This is a genomic window from Kitasatospora sp. NPDC004799 (assembly GCF_040609095.1).
GTDB lineage: Bacteria > Actinomycetota > Actinomycetes > Streptomycetales > Streptomycetaceae > Kitasatospora.
This window is the reverse complement of sequence record NZ_JBEXJK010000155.1, coordinates 1-17,922: the sequence shown is the minus strand read 5'-3', so window position 1 is coordinate 17,922 and position 17,922 is coordinate 1. Positions and strand designations below refer to the sequence as shown.

General features: G+C 75.2%; 21 protein-coding genes. 9 read left to right on the top strand and 12 right to left on the bottom strand.

Annotated elements, in window-relative coordinates; translation table 11 throughout:
* Positions 1 to 191: 191 nt before the first annotated feature.
* Positions 192 to 974, top strand: a complete 783-nt coding sequence (nagB, locus tag ABZW03_RS20495; protein ID WP_355259957.1) for a glucosamine-6-phosphate deaminase — start codon at positions 192 to 194, stop codon at positions 972 to 974.
* A 132-nt stretch (positions 975 to 1,106) separates the two neighbouring features.
* Here the strand turns inward: nagB and ABZW03_RS20490 are convergent, their stop codons facing one another.
* Positions 1,107 to 1,358: a hypothetical protein gene (locus tag ABZW03_RS20490; RefSeq protein ID WP_355259954.1), complete on the bottom strand. Its 252-nt coding sequence runs from the start codon at positions 1,356 to 1,358 to the stop codon at positions 1,107 to 1,109.
* Positions 1,355 to 2,023, bottom strand: coding sequence for a PAS domain-containing protein (locus ABZW03_RS20485; protein ID WP_355259951.1), 669 nt, complete (start codon positions 2,021 to 2,023; stop codon positions 1,355 to 1,357). The genes ABZW03_RS20490 and ABZW03_RS20485 overlap by 4 nt, the downstream gene beginning before the upstream one ends.
* Before the next feature lie 125 nt (positions 2,024 to 2,148).
* Between ABZW03_RS20485 and ABZW03_RS20480 the strand changes: the two genes are divergently transcribed.
* Both ABZW03_RS20480 and ABZW03_RS20475 read left to right on the top strand, forming a co-directional pair.
* Positions 2,149 to 2,673 (top strand): Rrf2 family transcriptional regulator, encoded by a 525-nt coding sequence (locus tag ABZW03_RS20480; RefSeq protein WP_355259948.1) that lies wholly within the window; start codon positions 2,149 to 2,151, stop codon positions 2,671 to 2,673.
* 74 nt (positions 2,674 to 2,747) lie between these two features.
* The gene (locus tag ABZW03_RS20475; protein WP_355259945.1) at positions 2,748 to 3,929 is read left to right on the top strand and encodes a globin domain-containing protein; all 1,182 of its coding nucleotides are present in this window, start codon (positions 2,748 to 2,750) and stop codon (positions 3,927 to 3,929) included.
* 131 nt (positions 3,930 to 4,060) lie between these two features.
* On the opposite strand, the gene ddaH is transcribed toward ABZW03_RS20475, so the two are convergent.
* Together ddaH and ABZW03_RS20465 are read right to left on the bottom strand one after the other, a co-directional pair.
* Positions 4,061 to 4,888 carry a dimethylargininase gene (gene ddaH / locus ABZW03_RS20470; protein ID WP_355259943.1) on the bottom strand — a complete coding sequence of 276 codons (828 nt, stop codon included), beginning with the start codon at positions 4,886 to 4,888 and terminating at the stop codon, positions 4,061 to 4,063.
* Between the two features lie 232 nt (positions 4,889 to 5,120).
* Complete coding sequence (locus ABZW03_RS20465; RefSeq protein ID WP_355259940.1) at positions 5,121 to 6,014, bottom strand: ferredoxin; 894 nt, start codon at positions 6,012 to 6,014, stop codon at positions 5,121 to 5,123.
* A 228-nt stretch (positions 6,015 to 6,242) separates the two neighbouring features.
* Between ABZW03_RS20465 and ABZW03_RS20460 the strand changes: the two genes are divergently transcribed.
* Complete coding sequence (locus tag ABZW03_RS20460; protein ID WP_355259937.1) at positions 6,243 to 7,025, top strand: SGNH/GDSL hydrolase family protein; 783 nt, start codon at positions 6,243 to 6,245, stop codon at positions 7,023 to 7,025.
* Between the two features lie 27 nt (positions 7,026 to 7,052).
* Here ABZW03_RS20460 and ABZW03_RS20455 read toward each other — a convergent pair whose 3' ends face one another.
* Entirely contained in the window at positions 7,053 to 7,481 is a 429-nt protein-coding gene (locus tag ABZW03_RS20455) for a DUF2809 domain-containing protein (RefSeq protein WP_355259934.1), read from the bottom strand.
* A gap of 259 nt (positions 7,482 to 7,740) precedes the next feature.
* Between ABZW03_RS20455 and ABZW03_RS20450 the strand changes: the two genes are divergently transcribed.
* Positions 7,741 to 9,102: a DUF2252 domain-containing protein gene (locus ABZW03_RS20450; RefSeq protein ID WP_355259960.1), complete on the top strand. Its 1,362-nt coding sequence runs from the start codon at positions 7,741 to 7,743 to the stop codon at positions 9,100 to 9,102.
* A gap of 46 nt (positions 9,103 to 9,148) precedes the next feature.
* Here ABZW03_RS20450 and ABZW03_RS20445 read toward each other — a convergent pair whose 3' ends face one another.
* The 3 genes from ABZW03_RS20445 to ABZW03_RS20435 are packed head-to-tail and all read right to left on the bottom strand — an operon-like array spanning position 9,149 to position 12,046.
* Positions 9,149 to 9,841 (bottom strand): alpha/beta fold hydrolase, encoded by a 693-nt coding sequence (locus tag ABZW03_RS20445; protein ID WP_355259931.1) that lies wholly within the window; start codon positions 9,839 to 9,841, stop codon positions 9,149 to 9,151.
* Between the two features lie 28 nt (positions 9,842 to 9,869).
* On the bottom strand, positions 9,870 to 11,486 hold the full coding sequence (locus ABZW03_RS20440) for an MFS transporter (RefSeq protein WP_355259928.1): 1,617 nt from the start codon (positions 11,484 to 11,486) through the stop codon (positions 9,870 to 9,872).
* The gene (locus tag ABZW03_RS20435; RefSeq protein ID WP_355259925.1) at positions 11,483 to 12,046 is read right to left on the bottom strand and encodes a helix-turn-helix domain-containing protein; all 564 of its coding nucleotides are present in this window, start codon (positions 12,044 to 12,046) and stop codon (positions 11,483 to 11,485) included. The genes ABZW03_RS20440 and ABZW03_RS20435 overlap by 4 nt, the downstream gene beginning before the upstream one ends.
* 263 nt (positions 12,047 to 12,309) lie before the next feature.
* Here ABZW03_RS20435 and ABZW03_RS20430 point away from each other — a divergent pair, with 263 nt between their 5' ends.
* Positions 12,310 to 13,572: a DUF5685 family protein gene (locus tag ABZW03_RS20430; protein ID WP_355259922.1), complete on the top strand. Its 1,263-nt coding sequence runs from the start codon at positions 12,310 to 12,312 to the stop codon at positions 13,570 to 13,572.
* A gap of 9 nt (positions 13,573 to 13,581) precedes the next feature.
* On the opposite strand, the gene ABZW03_RS20425 is transcribed toward ABZW03_RS20430, so the two are convergent.
* The 3 genes from ABZW03_RS20425 to ABZW03_RS20415 all read right to left on the bottom strand — a co-directional run bounded on the left by ABZW03_RS20425 (position 13,582) and on the right by ABZW03_RS20415 (position 14,573).
* Positions 13,582 to 13,779, bottom strand: a complete 198-nt coding sequence (locus ABZW03_RS20425; protein WP_355259919.1) for a hypothetical protein — start codon at positions 13,777 to 13,779, stop codon at positions 13,582 to 13,584.
* A complete protein-coding gene (locus ABZW03_RS20420; RefSeq protein ID WP_355259916.1) occupies positions 13,772 to 13,915 on the bottom strand; it encodes a hypothetical protein in 144 nt (47 codons plus the stop codon). The genes ABZW03_RS20425 and ABZW03_RS20420 overlap by 8 nt, the downstream gene beginning before the upstream one ends.
* A gap of 94 nt (positions 13,916 to 14,009) precedes the next feature.
* Positions 14,010 to 14,573 (bottom strand): TetR/AcrR family transcriptional regulator, encoded by a 564-nt coding sequence (locus ABZW03_RS20415; protein WP_355259913.1) that lies wholly within the window; start codon positions 14,571 to 14,573, stop codon positions 14,010 to 14,012.
* A 100-nt stretch (positions 14,574 to 14,673) separates the two neighbouring features.
* Between ABZW03_RS20415 and ABZW03_RS20410 the strand changes: the two genes are divergently transcribed.
* Both ABZW03_RS20410 and ABZW03_RS20405 read left to right on the top strand, forming a co-directional pair.
* Positions 14,674 to 15,156 (top strand): nuclear transport factor 2 family protein, encoded by a 483-nt coding sequence (locus ABZW03_RS20410; protein WP_355259910.1) that lies wholly within the window; start codon positions 14,674 to 14,676, stop codon positions 15,154 to 15,156.
* 124 nt (positions 15,157 to 15,280) lie between these two features.
* Positions 15,281 to 16,348, top strand: coding sequence for a hypothetical protein (locus ABZW03_RS20405; protein ID WP_355259907.1), 1,068 nt, complete (start codon positions 15,281 to 15,283; stop codon positions 16,346 to 16,348).
* On the opposite strand, the gene ABZW03_RS20400 is transcribed toward ABZW03_RS20405, so the two are convergent.
* Positions 16,318 to 16,920: a MarR family transcriptional regulator gene (locus ABZW03_RS20400; RefSeq protein WP_355259904.1), complete on the bottom strand. Its 603-nt coding sequence runs from the start codon at positions 16,918 to 16,920 to the stop codon at positions 16,318 to 16,320. The two genes, ABZW03_RS20405 and ABZW03_RS20400, sit on opposite strands and share 31 nt — an antisense overlap.
* Before the next feature lie 87 nt (positions 16,921 to 17,007).
* On the opposite strand from ABZW03_RS20400, the gene ABZW03_RS20395 reads away from it, so the two are divergent.
* On the top strand, positions 17,008 to 17,922 hold a 915-nt coding region (locus ABZW03_RS20395), incomplete at its 3' end, for an MFS transporter (protein WP_355259901.1).

The following is a 17,922-nucleotide window of genomic DNA, read 5'->3' as shown; positions in this document are numbered from 1 at the left end:
TCCGAGCTGGCCGAGTCCCACCCCGGCGACCGGCCCGACCCGCCCCACCAGGCAGAAGAGGCGGAGGGGGCCGGAGGCGGAAGATCGTCCGGGGACCGGACCCGGGTGGACCTGGGGCACCCCTTCACGGCAAACTGGTCTAGACCTCGGAGGTCTAGACCTCAGCCTCGCCTCAGAACGGTGGACCCAGTATGGAAATCGTGATCGTCCCTGACGCCCGTGCGGCCGGCGAACTCATCGCCGCGGCGATCACCGATCTGCTGACCGACAAGCCCGACGCCCTGCTCGGCGTGGCGACCGGCTCGACCCCGCTGCCGATCTACCAGGCCCTGGCCGAGCGGGTCCGCGACGGCCGGCTGGACGCCGCCAAGGCGCGCGTCTGCCAGCTGGACGAGTACGTCGGCCTGCCCGCCGGCCACCCCGAGTCCTACCGCTCGGTGGTGCTGCGCGAGGTCGTGGAGCCGCTCGGCCTGACCGAGGACTCCTTCCTGGGCCCGGACGGCAACGCCCCCGACATCGCCGCGGCGGCCGTCGCCTACGACCGCGCGCTGGCCGAGGCCGGCGGCGTCGACCTCCAGCTGCTCGGCATCGGCACGGACGGCCACATCGGCTTCAACGAGCCCTGCTCCTCGCTCTCCTCCCGGACCCGGATCAAGACCCTGACCCGGCAGACCCGGGTGGACAACGCCCGCTTCTTCGACAGCATCGACGAGGTCCCGCACCACGTCATCACCCAGGGCATCGGCACCATCCTGGAGGCCCGCCACCTGGTCCTGCTGGCCACCGGCGAGGCCAAGGCCGAGGCCGTCGCGCTCGCCGTCGAGGGCCCGCTGGCCGCGGCCGTCCCGGCCTCGGCGCTCCAGCTGCACCCGCACGCCACCGTGGTGGTGGACGAGGCGGCCGCCTCCCGCCTCAAGCTCGCCGACTACTTCCGCGACACCTACGCGGCCAAGCCGGCCTGGCAGAAGCTCTGAGCACGCGCTGAGCGGGCCCTCCGCCCGCCCGGCAGCGGCCGGGGCGCCGGCCACCGACTCCCCTCGGTGGCCGGCGCCCCGGCCGTCGTTCCGTCCGTGGACTCCGCACGGGCATGCCCGCGGTGAACGCCGTCAGCGCTTGCGGAGCCAGTCGCCGAAGGCCGCCAGGGCCGGGCCCGGGTCGCGGCGGCCGATCCCGAGCCGGAAGCGGTCCGCCGGGCTCGGGGTCAGCTCCGAGCGGAAGACGTCGCCGGGCAGCAGCAGCACACCCGCCTGCTCGGCCATCGTCATGGTCTGCGCATCGGAGGCGGCGAGGTGGTACCGGGCGGTGAACTCCCAGCGCGAGAAGTGGGTTTCGAGCCGGAAGTCGGGGAGCTTGGTCACTGGTGGTCCTCGTCGGTGGGGCCCGCGGGGTGCTGCTTGAGCTCCGCGAGCAGGCTGTAGGCGGTGGAACGGGAGATCCGCAGCGCGGTGGCGACGACCGGGACGGCGCGCCGGACGGCGAACACCCCGGCCCGGTCGAGTTCGCCCAGGACGGCGAGCCGGTCCTCGCGGGTGAAGCGCTCCAGCGGGCGGCCCTGGGCGCGGACGTACCCGCCGACCACGTCGTTGATCCGCTCGGTCCAGTCGCGCTCGAAGAGCGGTTCGGGGCGCGGCGCGGTGGGGGCCGCGAAGCCGGCCAGCAGGGCTGCGGCCTGCTCCAGCGGGCCCCGGTCCAGGTTGACGCAGAGCACGGCCGTGGGCCGGCCGGCGTCGTCGCGCAGCACGGCGCTGACCGAGGAGAGGCGGCGGCCGTCGGGCAGCAGCTTCTCGTACGGGCCGTAGACGTCGGGGGCGGAGGGGTCGATCCCGTCCAGCTCGCCGAGCAGCGACGGGTCCCCGGGGGCCCGGGGGGTCATCGGGTTCCAGACGGCGAGGACCCGGTCGGTGGCGGTGTCGTGCAGCACCACCTCGGCGTACGGGCCGAGCAGCAGGGCCACCGCCCGGCAGACCGGGGACCAGGTCCGCACCCGCTGGTCGGGGTTCTCCTCGGGATTCTCCATGGACATACCTGGACTGTACGTCCGGATCGGACGGTTCGTCCAGCACATCCGGGGGTCGCGTGGCCGGCGGCCCGGACGGCGGCGTGCAGGAAATTGGAGCTGCAGAGTCGTATTCGGCTAGCGTTCCGGACGTGAGGCTGACCAAGAGCACCGACATCGCCCTGCGGATCGCCATGCGACTGGCCGTCCTGGGCGAGGGCGACAACCCGACCACCCGCGAGGTGGCCGAGTCGGTCGGGGTGCCGTACACCCACGCGGCGAAGGTGGTCAGCCGGCTGCGGCACCTGGGGGTGGTGGAGGCCCGGCGCGGTCGCGGCGGCGGGCTGATGCTCACCTTCGCCGGGCGGACCGGTTCGCTCGGGCTGCTGCTGCGGGAGCTGGAGGGGGTCGGCGACGTGGTCGGCTGCGAGGACGAGCCGCCGTGTCCGCTGCGGGCCGCGTGCCGGCTGCGCGGGGCGCTGCGGAGCGCCCAGGAGGCGTTCTTCGCCGCGCTCGACCACCTCTCGATCGCCGACCTGGTGGCCTCGCCCACCGGCCCGGTCCTGCTCGGCCTCACCGCACGGCCCGTCGACGCCGCCCGCCCGGTCGACGCCGCACGATCCGCCGATTCCGCCCGCCTCGACGGTTCCGCCGATCCCGCCGGACCCGCCGACTGATCCGCCCACCCGGGGCCGCCCACCACTCCGCGGCCTTTAATGCGAATCTCAGATACCAGTTAGGAGCCCGACTGATGCTGTCCGCGAAGTCCGCCGAGGTCATCGAGGCCACCCTGCCCGTCGTGGGCGCCGCCATCGGGGACATCACCCCGCGCTTCTACGACCGGATGTTCGCCGCGCACCCGGAGCTGCTGCGCGACCTCTTCAACCGGGGCAACCAGGCCAACGGCACCCAGCGCCAGGCGCTGGCCGGCTCGATAGCCGCCTTCGCCACCGCGCTGATCGCCCACCCGGACCAGCGGCCGGACGCGATGCTCGCCCGCATCGCCCACAAGCACGTCTCGGTCGGCATCACCGACGACCAGTACAAGATCGTCCACGAGTACCTGTTCGCCGCCATCGTGGAGGTGCTCGGCGAGGCCGTCACCCCCGAGGTCGCCGCCGCCTGGGACGAGGTCTACTGGCTGATGGCCAACGCGCTGATCGCCGTCGAGGACCGGCTGCGCGCGGAGGTCGCCGCCGGCGGCGACCCGGCCGACCTGTGGCGCCCCTACACCGTGATCGCCCGGATCCAGGAGACCGAGGCCGTCACCACCTACCTGGTCCGCCCGGCCGACGGCCGCCCGGCGCCCGCCTTCCGCCCCGGCCAGTACGTCTCGGTGCGCACCGAACTGGCCGACGGCGCCCACCAGATCCGCCAGTACAGCCTCTCCGGCGGCGCCGACGGCGCCCTGCGCTTCAGCGTCAAGCGCGAGGAAGGCGGCGAGGTCTCCGGCCACCTGCACGACCACCTCCGGGCCGGCGACTCCGTCGAACTGGCGCCCCCGCTGGGCGACATCGCGCTGGCCGACGGCGACGGCCCGGTGCTGCTCGCCTCCGCCGGCATCGGCAACACCCCGATGACGGCCATGCTCGACCACCTGGCCGCCACCGGCTCCACCCGGCGGGTCGTCGCCGTGCACGGCGACCGCGACCAGCTGAGCCACGCCTTCCGGGCCAAACTGGCGCGGCTCACCGACGTGTTGCCGAACGCCACCGCGCACGTCTTCTACGAGCGGCCGCTCGGCCCGTGGCCCGCCGAGCGCACCGGCCTGGTGGACCTCGCCACCGTCGAGGTCCCGGCCGGCACCACCGCCTACCTGTGCGGCCCGCTGCCCTTCCTGCGCGCCGTCCGCGAGCAGCTGCTGACCGCGGGCGTCCCGGCGGCGGACATCCACTACGAGGTGTTCGGGCCGGACCTCTGGCTCGGCGCCTGAGGTCCCGAGGGTTCGAGGTCCTGAGGTCCCGCGGGTTCGGGGCCCTGAGGTCCCGGGCTCCTGAGGGTTCGGGGACCGAGGTCCTGCCGCGGCGCCGGCCCGCTCGTACGATCACGAGCGGCCCGGCGCCGTCAGGCCGGCCTGAGCTCCAGGGTGCAGCACTTCGCCCCGCCGCCGCCCTTCAGCAGCTCCGAGACGTCCACCGGGACCGGCTCGTAGCCGTGCTCGACCAGGCGGCCGGCCAGGTTCTTCGCGGTCTCCGGCAGCAGCACCCGGCGGCCGTCCGAGACCGCGTTGAGCCCGAACACCTCGGCGTCCGTCCGGTCGGCGAGGATCGCGTCCGGGAAGAGCGCGCGCAGCACCGAGCGGCTGTCGGCGTCGAAGGCCTCCGGGTAGTACATGACGTGGTCGTCGGAGAGCACCGCGAGCGCGGTGTCCAGGTGGTAGAAGCGCGGGTCGACCAGGGTCAGGCTGACCACCGGGTAGCCGAACACCTCCCCGACCTCGGCGTGCGCGGCGCGCGAGGTGCGGAAGCCCGCCCCGGCGAGCACCCGGCCGCCGACCAGGCGGTGGTCGCCCTCGCCCTCGTTGACGTGCCCGGCCAGGCGCACCTCGCGGTAGCCGTGCTCGCGGAACCACGCCAGGTACGCCTCCGACTCGGCGGCCCGCTCCGGGTGGCGGAAGCTGGCCACCAGGGCCCGGCCGTCCAGCACGGTGGCGCCGTTGGCGGTGTACACCATGTCGGGCAGGCCGGGCACCGGGTCGATCAGCTCGACGGTGTGGCCGAGCCGGAGGTACGTCCGGTAGATCGACTCCCACTGGCGCAGGGCGAGCGCGGTGTCGGTGGGCTGGGAGGGGTCCATCCACGGGTTGATCGCGTAGTCCACCGTGAAGTGCGTCGGCCGGCACATCAGATAGCGCCGCGGCCGGGCCTGGCGTTCCGGGGTCTGCGTGAGCATGGCTCAACCGTCCTTGGATCGCGGGGAGTTCGTCGCACGGAGTTCGGGGTTCAGGGTTCGGGGTTCGGGGTTCGGGAGGCCGAACACCTTCGGTCCCCAGGCGGTTGCCCCGACGGAACCGTACGCACACCCGGGCGAACACTCCCGGCGGTCGCACGCCCCCGCGCACCCGGCGCAGGAACCGGCGCACCCGCCCTGCGGCGCACGGGCGGGGCGGCACGGACGGACTTCGCTACCAGCGGACCGCGCCGAAGTCCACGGGCCGCTGCCGCAGCTCCGCGCACCGCTCGGCCAGCGCCCGCAGTCGGCGGTCCGCCTCCTCGGCGGGCATCCGGCGCCGGTCGCCGTGGCCGGGCAGCAGCCACTCGAAGCGCAGCGCGCCGAGGCCGCGCCGCAGCGAGGCGGCGAGCTCCTCGATCGAGTACCAGGTCACCGGGTCGAAGACCTCGATGTCCCCGGTGGTACGGGACCAGTACAGGCTGTCGCCGCTGAAGCAGTACCGCCCGTCCGCGAGGTAGAGCACGCTGCCCCGGGTGTGGCCGGGGAAGGGGTGAGCGACCAGGCCGGGCGAGACCTCCGTCGGCGCGGTGCCGCGCAGCACCCGGTCGGCGTCGGGGGCGGCCTCCAGATCGCCCTCGTGGATCCAGAGCCGGGCGCCGAACCGGTCGGCGTACGCCCGGCCGTGCGCGGCGTGGTCGCGGTGCGTCAGCAGGACGTCGGTGACCGGGCCCAGCGCGGCGTACCGGGCGGCGAGGGCCTCGCTGTAGCGCGGGGTGTCGACCATCACCCAGCCGGCCGGCCGGCGGCAGAGGTAGGAGTTGGCGCCCGCGAGGTGGCGGGAGTTGTGGCCGAGCAGCAGCAGGTCGTCGGCGAGGGCCAGCGGGAACGGGTCCCCGGCCGGGTCCAGCGGCCCGGCGCCGGGGCGGATCGAGCGGGTCGGGCAGGCGTGCGCGGCGGCGAGCAGCTGCCGGCGCTCGGCCGCGTCGCGCGGCTGGCGGACCAGCTCGGAGCGGCCGTCGTGCTCGCGGACCAGGGCGGGTGCGAGCTGCCGGGCGACGTCGCAGTTGGTGCACCGGTCGTCGATGGACCAGTGCTCGGCGGGGTCGGGGCGCGGGTCGGTGGTCATGGATGCCTCCCCCAGACGGACGGCGGCCGGAGCCGGCCGCTCCCTCCGAGCATCCGCCGGACGGGCCGGGAAGCGGAAGGGGGCGGGGATCTTGTGCTTTCCGGAGGCCCGCTCTCTGCGGGCGGTGGCGGGACGTCGGCGGCCGACGAGGGTACGTGGTCCATCTCACGTGCCGCCGGAGTCACCTACGGTGGCGTAGGTCACTTGAATGGGTGAACTATCTCTTTCATGCCGAATCTCCAGGAGACCCTTGACCTCGATTCGTATGCCGCCCTCGGGGACAGCTTCACCGAAGGGCTGAACGACCCCGGCGTCGACGGCAGGTTCGCCGGGTGGGCGGACCGCCTCGCCGGGATCCTCGCCGACGGGCGGCCGCCGGGCACCTTCCGGTACGCCAACCTCGCGGTGCGCGGACGGCTGCTGGACCAGATCTCCGCCGAGCAGGTGCCGGAGGTCCGGCGCCTCCAGCCCGACCTGGTCACCTTCTGCGCGGGCGGCAACGACATCCTCCGGCCGGGCAGCGACCCGGACGAGGTGGCCGAGCGCTTCGAGGCCGCCGTCGTCCAACTCGCCGAGCACGCCGGGACGGTGCTGATCTGCACCGGCTTCGACACCAAGGACGTGCCGCTGCTGAAGCACCTGCGCGGCAAGATCGCGACCTACAACGGGCACATGCGCGCCGTCGCCGACCGCAACGGCTGCAAGGTGGCCGACCTGTGGTCGCTGCGCGCGGTGCAGGACCGCCGCGCGTGGAGCGAGGACCGCCTGCACCTGTCCGGCGAGGGCCACCAGCGGGTCGCCCTGCTGGCCGCCCGCTCGCTGGGCCTGCGCACCGAGCAGGACCCGGAGGCCCCGTGGCCGGCCACCCGCGTGCTCACCCCCGCCGACCAGCGGCGGGAGAACATCCAGTGGGCGCGCGAGCACCTGCTGCCGTGGGTCGGCCGGCGCCTGCGCGGCGAGTCCTCGGGCGACCACGTCGAGCCCAAGCGGCCGGACCTGCTTCCGCTCTGACGCGCCGTCGGGCCGGCTCGGCCCTGCTCAGGCCGCTCCGCCGGGTGCTGCGATTCGGGAGGTCCGCAGCACCCGGTGGAGCAGGCCGGCGCAGGCCGCGCCGACCAGGTACCAGAGCAGGTCCGGCGGATTGAAGGTCGAGCCCAGCACCAGCCTGGCCAGGGTGCTGTGCCGCGCCCAGGCGTCCGGCAGGCCGGTCAGCTGGAACAGCTCCACGGCCCAGCTCAGCGCGGCGGCCAGGACGGCGGCCCGGCCGGGGCGCACCCTCGGCGCGGCCAGCACGAGCAGGGCGTACAGCAGGACGGTGTAGAGCGCGTCCCCGGCGTACTTGGCGACGTCCCCGCCGACCACCGCCCGCACCCCCAGCCCGGCCGGCACGGTCAGCACCACAGCCGCTGCGGCCGCCAGGCGCGTACGCCGGTGCGTCCGAACGCCGTTCCCCCCGAGATCGTTCACCCGCCCCACGCTACCCCGGCGCCCCATGAGCGCCGCTTCACCCCCGCAGGACGCGGCCCTCTCCCGCGCCGCACAGGCGGACCCCCGCCCGCCGGAACCACCGCGCCAGGCCGTATCGTCACTCCACCCGACGAACGTCCGCGCAGGTCGCGCGCGGGGCGAGGACCGGAAGGGACGGGCTGGGAAAGTGGCGCACGTGGGTGGGGCCGAGGCGGAGTCGGCGGCGGGGCGGGACGGGCGGACCCGGCGCGGGTTCGCGGTGGCCGGGTTCGCCTCCGCGCAGGACGGGCGGGCGCGGGAGCGCGGCAAGGAGCTGCGGACGCGGGTGCCCCGGGAGCGGCACGCGGAGTTCACGCCCGCGTCCGACCGCCCGACGGCCGTCTCCGCGCTGGAGGCCTCCAACACCGGCCGAATAGCCGGGCTGGTGCCGATCCGGGTCGGCCGGATGGCGGCGAGCCCGTTCGCCTTCCTGCGCGGTTCGGCCGGGCTGATGGCCGCCGACCTCGCGGGCACACCGGTGACCGGCGTGGACGCGCAGCTGTGCGGCGACGCGCACGCCGCCAACTTCGGCCTGTACGGCGACGCGCGCGGCCAGATCGTCCTGGACATCAACGACTTCGACGAGACCGTCCCCGGCCCCTGGGAGTGGGACCTCAAGCGGCTCGCCGCCAGCCTGGTGCTGGCCGCCCGGGAGGCCGGGGCCAGCGAGTCCATCGCGCGCGAGGCCGCCCAGCACGCGGCCGGTTCGTACCGCCGGACCGTGCGCACGCTCGCCAAGCTGCCCTCGCTGGACGCCTGGAACGCCATCGCGGACGAGCAGTTGGTCTCCTTCGCCGAGGCGCACGACCTCACCGAGGTGCTGCGCAAGGTCGGTGCGAAGGCGCTCGGCAACACCAGCGCGCGGTTCGCCGCCCGCAGCACCGCCCGCACCGCGGACGGCGGTCGGCGCTTCACGGCCGCTCCCCCGGTGCTCACCGAGGTGACCGACGCGACCGCCCGCGCCGTCGCGCACGCGCTCGGCCCGTACGTCGAGACGGTGCCGGCCGAGGTGCGCACCCTGCTGTCCCGCTACCGGGTGCAGGACGTGGCGTTCCGGGTGGTGGGCACCGGCAGTGTGGGCACCCGCTCGTACGTGGTGCTGCTCACCGACCACCGGGACCAGCCGCTGGTGCTGCAGGTGAAGGAGGCGCGTCCGTCCGCGCTGCTGCCGTACCTGCCGGACGGCTCGCGGCCGGTGCCGGACGGGCACGAGGGCCGCCGGGTGGTGCTCGGCCAGAAGCACATGCAGGTGGTCAGCGACACCCTGCTGGGCTGGACCACCGTCGACGGACTCCCCTACCAGGTACGGCAGTTCCGCAACCGCAAGGGCAGCGTCGACCCGGCCGCGCTGCAGCCGTCCCAGCTGGACGACTACGCCCGGATCACCGGCGCCCTGCTGGCCCGGGCGCACTCGCACACCGCCGACCCGAGCCTGCTGGCCGGGTACTGCGGCAAGAGCGAGGCGCTGGACGAGGCGGTCGCCGCCTTCGCGGTGGCCTACGCGGACCGCACCGAGGCCGACCACGCCGACCTGCTGACGGCCGTGCGCAGCGGGCGGCTGCCCGCCGAGCACGGCGTCTGACCCACCGCCCGGGGCCGCCGCCGCGGCCCCGGCCAGGTCCGACGGCTCACCGGGCCAGGAACGGCGCCACCACGGCGACGAACTCGGCGGGCCGGGCAGCGTGCACCAGGTGCCCGGCCTCGACGGTGACCAGGCGGCAGTCCGGGACCAGCCGGGCGAGCTCGGCGATCCGCTCCTGCGGAACATGGCTGGCCGGGCCGCCGGCCACCGCCAGGGTGCGGGCGGTGATCCGGGCCAGCCCCTCCCGCCAGGCCGGGTCGGGGTCGTCGAACTGGGCCTTGACCGCCCGGACCATCGCCCAGTCGAAGTGCGCGTCCGGATCCGGGTCGTCGGGCAGCGCGCTCGCCGGCCGCGGGTACAGCGCGGCGATGTCCTCCAGGACCAGCCGGTCGATCCGCTCCGGCGCGGCCTGGGCGAGCAGGTAGGCGACCACGCCGCCCATCGAGTGGCCGACCAGGTCGACCCGGGCGAGGCCGAGGGCGTCGAGGAAGGCCAGCACGTCGTCCCGCATCGCCTCCACCGAGTAGGCGGCGGTGCGGGCGCTGTCCCCGTGGCCGCGCAGGTCGAGCGCGTACACGTGGTGTCCGGGGGCGAGGCCGGGCAGGACGCTGTCCCAGTCGGTCGCGCGCTCGCCGAGGGCGTGCAGCAGGACCAGGGGCGGGCCGTCCGGCCGGCCGCTCTCGCGGTAGGCGAGCGTCACCCCGGGCAGGTCCACGGTGCGGTTCCGTGCGTCGGTCATGCCGGCCACGGTACGCGTCGGCGATCCGCTAACGGACCGGTGTTCGCCCTCGGCTCACCGCGACCGGCTCGCCCTCGCGCTGCTCGCGGGCCGTGGCGCGGCCCGCCAGCACCGAGGCCAGGACGGCGAGTCCGGCCACCGCGGCGCAGACCACGCTCGCCGTCAGGTAGGCGGAGCGGTGCCCGCCGCCCGTGGCGGTCTCCCGCAGGTAGACCCCGGACAGGGCGGAGATCGCGACGGCCGCCGCGATCCGCTGGGCCATCTGCAGGATCGCCCCGCTCACCCCGGCCGCCTCGGCGGGCGCGTGGCGCAGCACGTACGCCTGGTTGGTGGAGCCCATCAGGCCGGCTGAGGCGCCGGCGAGCAGTTGCAGGAACGCCAGCAGCCAGGGCAGCACGGCGGCGGACGCCCAGTGCGCGAGCAGCCCGCTGAGCAGCATGGTGAGTGCCGAGCCGACCAGTCCGGCGGTGACTGTGCGCCGGCCGTAGCGCTGGACGACCCGCCAGGCGAGCGCGGAGGCCACGCCCATGGCCACGGCGGAGGGCAGCGCGACCAGCGCGGCACCCATCGGGGACAGGCCGAGGCCGTCCTGGAGGAACATGGTCAGGACCAGGGAGGCGGCGAGCGAGGAGCCGAACTGGGCCATCGCGGTGGCCGTCCCGAGCGCGTACGGCGCGGAGCGGGTGAGGGCCGGGTGGATCAGCGGGTGGCCGCCAGTACGGGCGTAGCGGCGCTGCCACCGGGCGAGCGCGCCGAGCAGCAGCAGGGCGGCGGCCGCGAAGGCGAGCCAGCCGGCCCAGCCGGGCGGGCGGACGAAGGGCAGCATCAGGGCCAGGGTGAGCGCCCCGACCAGCAGCAGGCCGAGGACGTCCACGTCGGCGTGCCGGGCGCTCGGGCGGGGCTTCGGCAGGTGACGGGCCGCCAGGGCGACGGTGGCCAGGCCGAAGGGGACGTTGAGCAGGAAGGTCAGCCGCCAGCCGTCCTCCGGGCCGGCCAGGGCCAGCACCGCGCCGCCGATCGGCGGGCCGAGCGTGAAGGCGAGGCCGCCGGTGACGGCGTACATGCCGAGGGCGCGGGCCCGCAGCTGGCCGTCGAAGACGTCCTGGAGGGTGCCGATCATCTGGGAGTTGACCAGCCCGGCGCCCGCGCCCTGGAGCAGCCGGGCGGCGATCAGCACCCACGGCTCGGTGGCGGTCGCCGAGACCAGGCTGACCAGGGTGAACACGGCCAGGCCGGTGACGAAGAACCACTTGCGGCCCTTGACGTCGCCCAGCCGCCCGCCGGGGATCAGCGCGAGGCCGAAGGCGAGCGAGTAGCCGGCGACGATCCACTGGAGGTCGGCGGGCCCGGCGTGCAGGGTCTCGCGCAGGGCGGGGATGGAGGTGTTGAGGACGGACTGGTCGAGCAGGGTGGTGAAGCCGCCCGCGACGCAGACCAGCAGGACCTTGCGGCCGGCGGCGTCGAAGCGCTCCTCGGGCTCCCCGGTCCCCTTGCGCGCCTTCGTCCTCGCGGGCTTCGCGGGCTTCCCCGCTTCCTCGGGCTTCCCGGCCTCCTCGGGCTTCCCGGCTTCCTCGGGCTTCCCGGCTTCCTCGGGCCGCTCGGGCTCCTCCGGCCGCTCGGCTATCGGCCCGGTGGCGGCGCTCACGGCTCGACCACCACCAGCGCGTAGCGGGCCTCGCCCGGGCCGAGGCTGCGGAAGCGGTTGGTGACGCCGACGTGGCGCAGGCAGTCGCCGGGGCCGAGTTGCTGCGGCTCCCCGTCCACGGTCAGCTCCAGGTGCCCCTCGAACAGCCAGAGGTGGTGCTCCCGGCCGGGCGTGCAGACACGGTCGTAGGCGATGTCGGCGCCGGCCGGCAGCCGGCCCTCGATGATCTCCGCCCGCAGCGAGCCGTGCGGCGGCGAGACCGAGCGGCGGACGAACCCGGTCGTCCCGTCCCGCCAGACCTGCTGCTCCCCGGCCCGCACCAACGGGGCGGGGCCGGCCTCCACCTCGGCGAGCAGCCGCGACATGGTCCGCCCGTACACGGCGCACAGCCGCCCGAGCAGCGCGGCCGTCGGGCTGACCTCCGCCCGTTCCACCCGGGAGAGCGTCGACCGGCTGACGTCCGCCAGCCGCGCCAACTCCTCCAGGGTCCACCCGCGTTCGAGCCTCAGCTCGGCGAGTCTCTGCGCCAGCCGCTCGTCGGCGGCCGTTTCGATTCCCATATTCGCGATGCTATCCCGGATATGAGATCCACTCGCCGGGGCGGAGGCGAGGCTCCGGGGCATCGGAAGCCACCCGCCGGCCGTCCCGCCCCGGCGCGCGCGGCGCCCCGAGCCGGGGTGCGGTGGCCTCCGTCCGCCGGAGTGCGGTGGCCTCCGTCCACCGGGTCGCGGTTCGGCTGATCCACAGGCCCAAAGGGGCGCTGATCATATGATGTACGCCGAATCGGGGCCGGTCGGCGGCCCGAGAGGCGAGGGGGACCAGCGTGTTCGGCATCATCAGACCGTGCAGGCACCGACTGTCCGAGCAGCTGACGACCTCCTGGATGGCCCACCTGTGCGGGCTCTGCCTCGCACTGCGGGACGACCACGGGCAGCTCGCCCGGACGGCGACCAACTACGACGGTCTGATCATCTCCGTGCTGGTCGAGGCCCAGGTCGCCCGGGAGGACTCCCCCTGGCGCCGCACCGCCGGGCCGTGCCCGCTGCGCGGCATGCGGACCGCCTCCGTCGCCAAGGGCGAGGGCGCCCGGCTCGCCGCCGCCGTCTCGCTGGCGCTCGCCTCGGTCAAGATCCGCGACCACGTCGAGGACCGGGACGGCGTCTTCGCCCGCCGCCCGGTCGCCGCCGGGGCGCGGGCCGTCACCCGGCGCTGGGACCGGAAGAGCGCGGGCAGCGCCTCGACGGTCGGCTTCGACACCGCCGTCCTGCTCGACGCGGCCTCCCGGCAGGGCGAGTTGGAGCGCTCGCTGCGGCCCGGCGGGTCCGTCCTGCTGGTCACCGAGCCCACCGAGACCGCCACCTCGGCCGCCTTCGCGCACACCGCCGTGATATCCGGGCGCCCCGGCAACGCCGCCCCGCTCGCCGAGGCCGGACGGCTGTTCGGCCGGCTCGCCCACCTCCTCGACGCCGCCGAGGACCAGGCCGCCGACGCGGCCTCGGGCGCCTGGAACCCGCTGACCGCCACCGGCACCGACCGCGCCGAGGCCGAACGGCTCTGCCGCGACGCCGTCCACGGCATCCGGCTCGCGCTGCGCGAGGTCGAACTGACCGACCGTGCCCTGGTGCACGCGCTGCTCTCGCACGAGACCGACCGCGCGGTGGACCGGGTCTTCGGCCCGGCCCGGCACACGGCGAGCTGCCGCCGCCCGGGCGCGGCCGGCCACGCCACGGGCGAGCACCCGCACCACGCGCCGCCGCAGCCCGCGCCGCCCGGCCAGGACCCGAACCAGGCCCCGGTCCCGCCGTGGGTGCCGCAGGGCCCCGGCTTCACCCCGCCCGGCTCGCCGCCGCCGAACCCGCGCAACCTGCTCGCCGGGTGCGCGATGTGGGCACTGATGGCCTGCACCTGCCAGCTGCTCTGCTGCGACCACAACCACCCGTTCACCCGCGAGCCCCGCAAGGGCTTCTGCGACCGGCACGACGTGGACTGCCCCGACTGCTGCGACTGCTCCGGTTGCGGCGACTGCTGCAGTTGCTGCGACGGGTGCGACTGCTGTGACGGGTGCTGCTGCGACTGCAGCTGCTGACGCCTCCCGTCAGCCCGCCGGCTCCGCGCCGGCCCTCCCCTCCTGGCCGGACCGGCCGACCCGACCGGCCGTCACCGGCCCGGGGTGCCCCCGCAGCACCCCGGGCCGGTCCGCGTCCCGGTACCCCTCGGCCTCGCCGCGCCGCCACAGCGGCAGCACCGGCACCGGCAGCACCGCCGGCGGGCACAGCTCGGCGCACTCAGGCATCGCGCCCCGCCGCCTTCCGGTCCACCGCCAGCGAGTCCTCCAGCCGCGCCAGCAACTGCCGGAACCGCTCGGTGTCCTGCTCCGTCATCCGTCCCTCGGGCAACGCCCTCGACCGCTCGGCCGCTCTCTCGTCCATGGGCCCGAGGCTAGGCGGTGGCGATCAATGGGCGATAAACGCGCGTTCGGGCGGAAAGCGCCGATGCCGGCCGCGGTCGACGGCGCACCCCGAACTACCGGGCCGGCGTCGCGTCCAGCAGCAGCCGGGCGGCCTCCCGGGCGTCGGCGGCGGCCGTCGGATCGCCGTGGACGGCCGCGCTGGTGATCGCCCCCTCGGCCAGCAGGGTCAGGTGGACGGCCGTGGCGGGCGGGGCTCCGGCGGCCTCGGCCAGACCCGCGAGGTAACCGCCGAACTCCGCCTTGTGGTGCCGGGCGGCGGCCACCACCGCGGGGCTGACGGCCCCCAGCTCGCCGAGCGAGTTGACGAAGGCGCAGCCCCGGAAGCCGGGCTCGGCGAACCACCGGCCGAGCCAGTCGAAGACCGCGAGCAGCTGCTCCCGGGGGGAGCCTCCGGTTCGCGAGACGTACACGGCGAGGCTCGCCCGCCAGCGGCCGTCGCGGCGCAGCAGGTAGGCCTCGACGAGCTCGCCCTTGGACGGGAAGTGCTGGTAGAGGCGGCGCATGGTCATGCCGGAGGCGGCCCGGACGGCGTCCATGCCGACCGCCTGGATGCCCTGCCCGTAGAACAGCTCCTCGGCCGCGTCGAGGATCCGGGTCCGTGGGTCCTGCTGCTCCATCTGCCCTGCCCTTTGCGTGAGAACGATGGTTCTCCTATCGTAGCCACAGCGGTGAGAACGATCGTTCTCACTGACGGAACGCCCATTCCGAGGAGCACCCATGCCCGCGACCGGCACCGAGCAGCGCCCGCCCCTGCCCCCGTTCACCGAGGAGACCGCCCGACTGAAGGTCCGGGCCGCCGAGGACGCCTGGAACACCCGTGACCCGCACCGGGTCGCCCTCGCCTACACCCCGGACAGCCGCTGGCGCAACCGCTCCGAGTTCCTCACCGGCCGCGAGCGGATCGCCGACTTCCTCACCCGCAAGTGGCAGCGCGAGCTGGACTACCGCCTGGTCAAGGAGCTCTGGGCGTACGGCGGCGACCGGATCGCGGTCCGCTTCGCCTACGAGTGGCACGACGAGGCGGGCCGCTGGTTCCGCTCCTACGGCAACGAGAACTGGGAGTTCGACCGCGACGGCCTGATGGCCCGCCGGCACGCCTCCATCGACGACCTGCCGATCACCGCCGAGGAGCGGCTGTTCCACTGGCCGCTCGGCCGCCGCCCCGACGGCCACCCGGGCCTCACCGACCTCGGCCTCTGAGCGGGCGGCGCCGGAGGTCACCGAGACCCGGCCGAGACACCGTTACCGGACGCTGATCCTTTCGACGGCAGGACGAGACGCGCTCCACACGCGATCCTGACGTCCGGCGCCTACCGTGCCGCGCATGCCGAAGACACCCGGAACCCCGACCGCCCGCCGCGCACTGCCCCGTGGGCTCGCCGCCGTGGGAGCCCTCCTGCTGGGCGCGACCACGGCGGCGGTGCTGCCGCCGAACACCGCCCGCGCCGCGGAGCGGGAGCCCCTCACCACCCACGCCGGCGCCACCACCGCGCAGGAGCGCGGCCGGATCGACGCCTACTGGACGCCCGACCGGATGAGGCTGGCGGGCGCCCTGATCCCCGAGATCACACCCGTGCCCGAGGACGACCACACGCCCGACGACCCGCGCCCGCTGCCCGCGGACGCCCTGGACCCGGGGGCCGTCTGGACCCACGGCGGAGCGGTGGAGCGGAGCGTCGGCCGGCTCTTCTTCACCTTCTCCGACGGCTACGACGGCAGTTGCACCGCGACGGTGGTCGACAGCGCCAACCGCAGCACCGTCGTCACGGCGGCGCACTGCCTGCGGGGCGTCGGCGCGCCCTCGGCCGACGGCACCTGGAACCACAACCTCTACTTCGTGCCCGGCTACCGCAACGGGACCAAGCCGCTCGGCGGCTTCAGCGTCAGGACCGTGGCCACCTCCTCCCGCTGGGACGCCGACCCGGGCGGGACCCGGCCGGACGACGTCGCCGTCGCCGGCTACGACACCGGGGTCCTGGTGGCGAACCGGTCGGCCGAGGGACGGCGGGTCGCCGACGTCACCGGCACCCAGCGGATCGCCTTCGCCCCGCCCGTCGAGGACGAGTTCATCCACGCCTTCGGGTACCCGAAGGACCGGCTGAACGATCCGAACGGCAGGTACACCGGCTCGCGCCTGATCCACTGCGCCGGACCGGCCCGGCCCGGGACCGCCGCCCCGCTGCTGTGGGGCGGGCGCTGCGACATGTCGCACGGAGCCAGCGGCGGCCCGCACTTCGCCCGGTTCGACCCCGGCACCGGGACCGGCACCGTCGTCGGCGTCACCACCACCACCGACGACCTCGCCGGGGGCCCGCCCGGCACGCTGTACGCCACCCGCTTCGGTGACAGCGCCCACCGCCTCTACGACTGGGCGCAGACCCGGCCGGCCTGACCCCGGCCGCCGCTGCCGCCCGCCCCCTCCTGAGCGAGCATCACCTTCCGCAGCAGGTCCGCCAGGGTGCGCCGCTCCTCCTCGGACAGCACCCCGAGCAGCAGCCGCTCCTCCCGGCCCACCACGTCCAGGGCCTCCCGCCAGGCGGCGCGCCCGGCCTCGGTCAGCACGATGTCGACCTTCCGGCGGTCCTCCGTGGACGGCGTGCGCCGGACGAAGCCGCGCCGTTCCAGGGTCTCCAGCCGGCCGGTGACCGAGGCCGGGGCGAGGTTGAGGTCGGCCCGGAGGTCGGAGGGGGCGGCGTGGCCGCCGCGACCGGCGAGCACGTGCAGGGTGTCGAACTCGTGCTTGTGCAGGCCGTAGTCGGCGACGCCCTGTTCGCGGACCCGGCCGAGGTGGCGGGTGAGCCGGGACATCCGGGTGACGGCGCCCTCGATGTCCGGGTCGAGGCCGGGCAGCACCGGTTGCCAGCGGTCGACGTGGCCGTCCGTCCAGTCGCGGGACTCCGTCCGGTCGCGGGGTTCCGTCCGGTCGCAGGGCGGACGGTACTGCTCGGAAGGGTGTTCGGCCATGGGAGGAGTCTAACGAGCCCGGCAGCGGAAAGGACGTCACCGAAATATTCGTTGCCAAAATTTCGGTACCGAAATAACGTTCGGCGCGTGACACGACACCCCTTGCGCCTGAGCGGCTTCCGCCTGCTCTTCATCGGCCGGACGCTCTCCACCCTCGGCGACGCCGTCGTCCCGGCCGCCCTGGCCATCGCGATCACCCGCGCCACCGGCTCGGCCGGCGCGCTCGGCCTCGTCCTGGGCTGCGCGATGGTGCCGCGCCTGCTCCTGCTGCCGCTCGGCGGCGTGGCCGGGGACCGCCTCGATCCGCGCCGGATCGCCCTCGCCACCGACCTAGTCCGGGCCGTCGCCCAGCTGGTGGTCGGCCTGGAACTGCTCGGCGGGCACCCGAGCCTGTCGCACATCGCGATCGCCTCGGCGGTCGGCGGCACCGCCTCCGCCTTCGCCATGCCCACCGCCGCGCCGCTGGTCGCGGCCACCGTCCAGGGCGAGCTGCGGCTGCGCGCCAACGCCCTGCTCGGCTCCGCCACCGCCGCCGCCCGGCTCGGCGGCCCGGCGCTCGCCGGACTGCTGGTGTACACCGCCGGGCCCGGCTGGGCATTCGTACTGGACGGCGCCTCCTTCGTGCTGAGCGCCGCCCTGCTCACCCGGCTCCGGGTCGACCACGCCCCCGTCGAGCCGCGCTCGCTGCGCCGCAACCTCGCCGAGGGCTGGAGCGAGGTGCGCTCCCGGACCTGGTACTGGACCAGCCTGATCGCCCACGGCACGTGGAACGCCGCCAACGCCGTCCTGCTCACGCTCGGCCCGCTGATCGCCGCCACCCGGCTCGGCGGCGACGGCGTCTGGGTGGCGCTGACCCAGGCGGGCGCGGTCGGCCTGCTGGTCGGCTCGCTGGCCGCCGGCCGGCTGCCGGGGCCTTCCACGTCAGCAGCCCCGTCGGCGGACCCACCACCGTCACCGCGGAGCTGCCGTGCGCGCGGTGATCGCCGAGGATTCGGTGCTGTT

Coding starts and splice junctions, on each gene's coding strand:
- nagB (WP_355259957.1), top strand. CDS start 192: ATGGAAATCGTGATCGTCCCTGACGCCCGTGCGGCCGGCGAACTCATC.
- ABZW03_RS20485 (WP_355259951.1), bottom strand. CDS start 2,023: ATGTCCATGGAGAATCCCGAGGAGAACCCCGACCAGCGGGTGCGGACC.
- ABZW03_RS20475 (WP_355259945.1), top strand. CDS start 2,748: ATGCTGTCCGCGAAGTCCGCCGAGGTCATCGAGGCCACCCTGCCCGTC.
- ddaH (WP_355259943.1), bottom strand. CDS start 4,888: ATGCTCACGCAGACCCCGGAACGCCAGGCCCGGCCGCGGCGCTATCTG.
- ABZW03_RS20465 (WP_355259940.1), bottom strand. CDS start 6,014: ATGACCACCGACCCGCGCCCCGACCCCGCCGAGCACTGGTCCATCGAC.
- ABZW03_RS20460 (WP_355259937.1), top strand. CDS start 6,243: ATGCCGAATCTCCAGGAGACCCTTGACCTCGATTCGTATGCCGCCCTC.
- ABZW03_RS20445 (WP_355259931.1), bottom strand. CDS start 9,841: ATGACCGACGCACGGAACCGCACCGTGGACCTGCCCGGGGTGACGCTC.
- ABZW03_RS20435 (WP_355259925.1), bottom strand. CDS start 12,046: ATGGGAATCGAAACGGCCGCCGACGAGCGGCTGGCGCAGAGACTCGCC.
- ABZW03_RS20425 (WP_355259919.1), bottom strand. CDS start 13,779: ATGCCTGAGTGCGCCGAGCTGTGCCCGCCGGCGGTGCTGCCGGTGCCG.
- ABZW03_RS20420 (WP_355259916.1), bottom strand. CDS start 13,915: ATGGACGAGAGAGCGGCCGAGCGGTCGAGGGCGTTGCCCGAGGGACGG.
- ABZW03_RS20415 (WP_355259913.1), bottom strand. CDS start 14,573: ATGGAGCAGCAGGACCCACGGACCCGGATCCTCGACGCGGCCGAGGAG.
- ABZW03_RS20410 (WP_355259910.1), top strand. CDS start 14,674: ATGCCCGCGACCGGCACCGAGCAGCGCCCGCCCCTGCCCCCGTTCACC.
- ABZW03_RS20405 (WP_355259907.1), top strand. CDS start 15,281: ATGCCGAAGACACCCGGAACCCCGACCGCCCGCCGCGCACTGCCCCGT.
- ABZW03_RS20400 (WP_355259904.1), bottom strand. CDS start 16,920: ATGGCCGAACACCCTTCCGAGCAGTACCGTCCGCCCTGCGACCGGACG.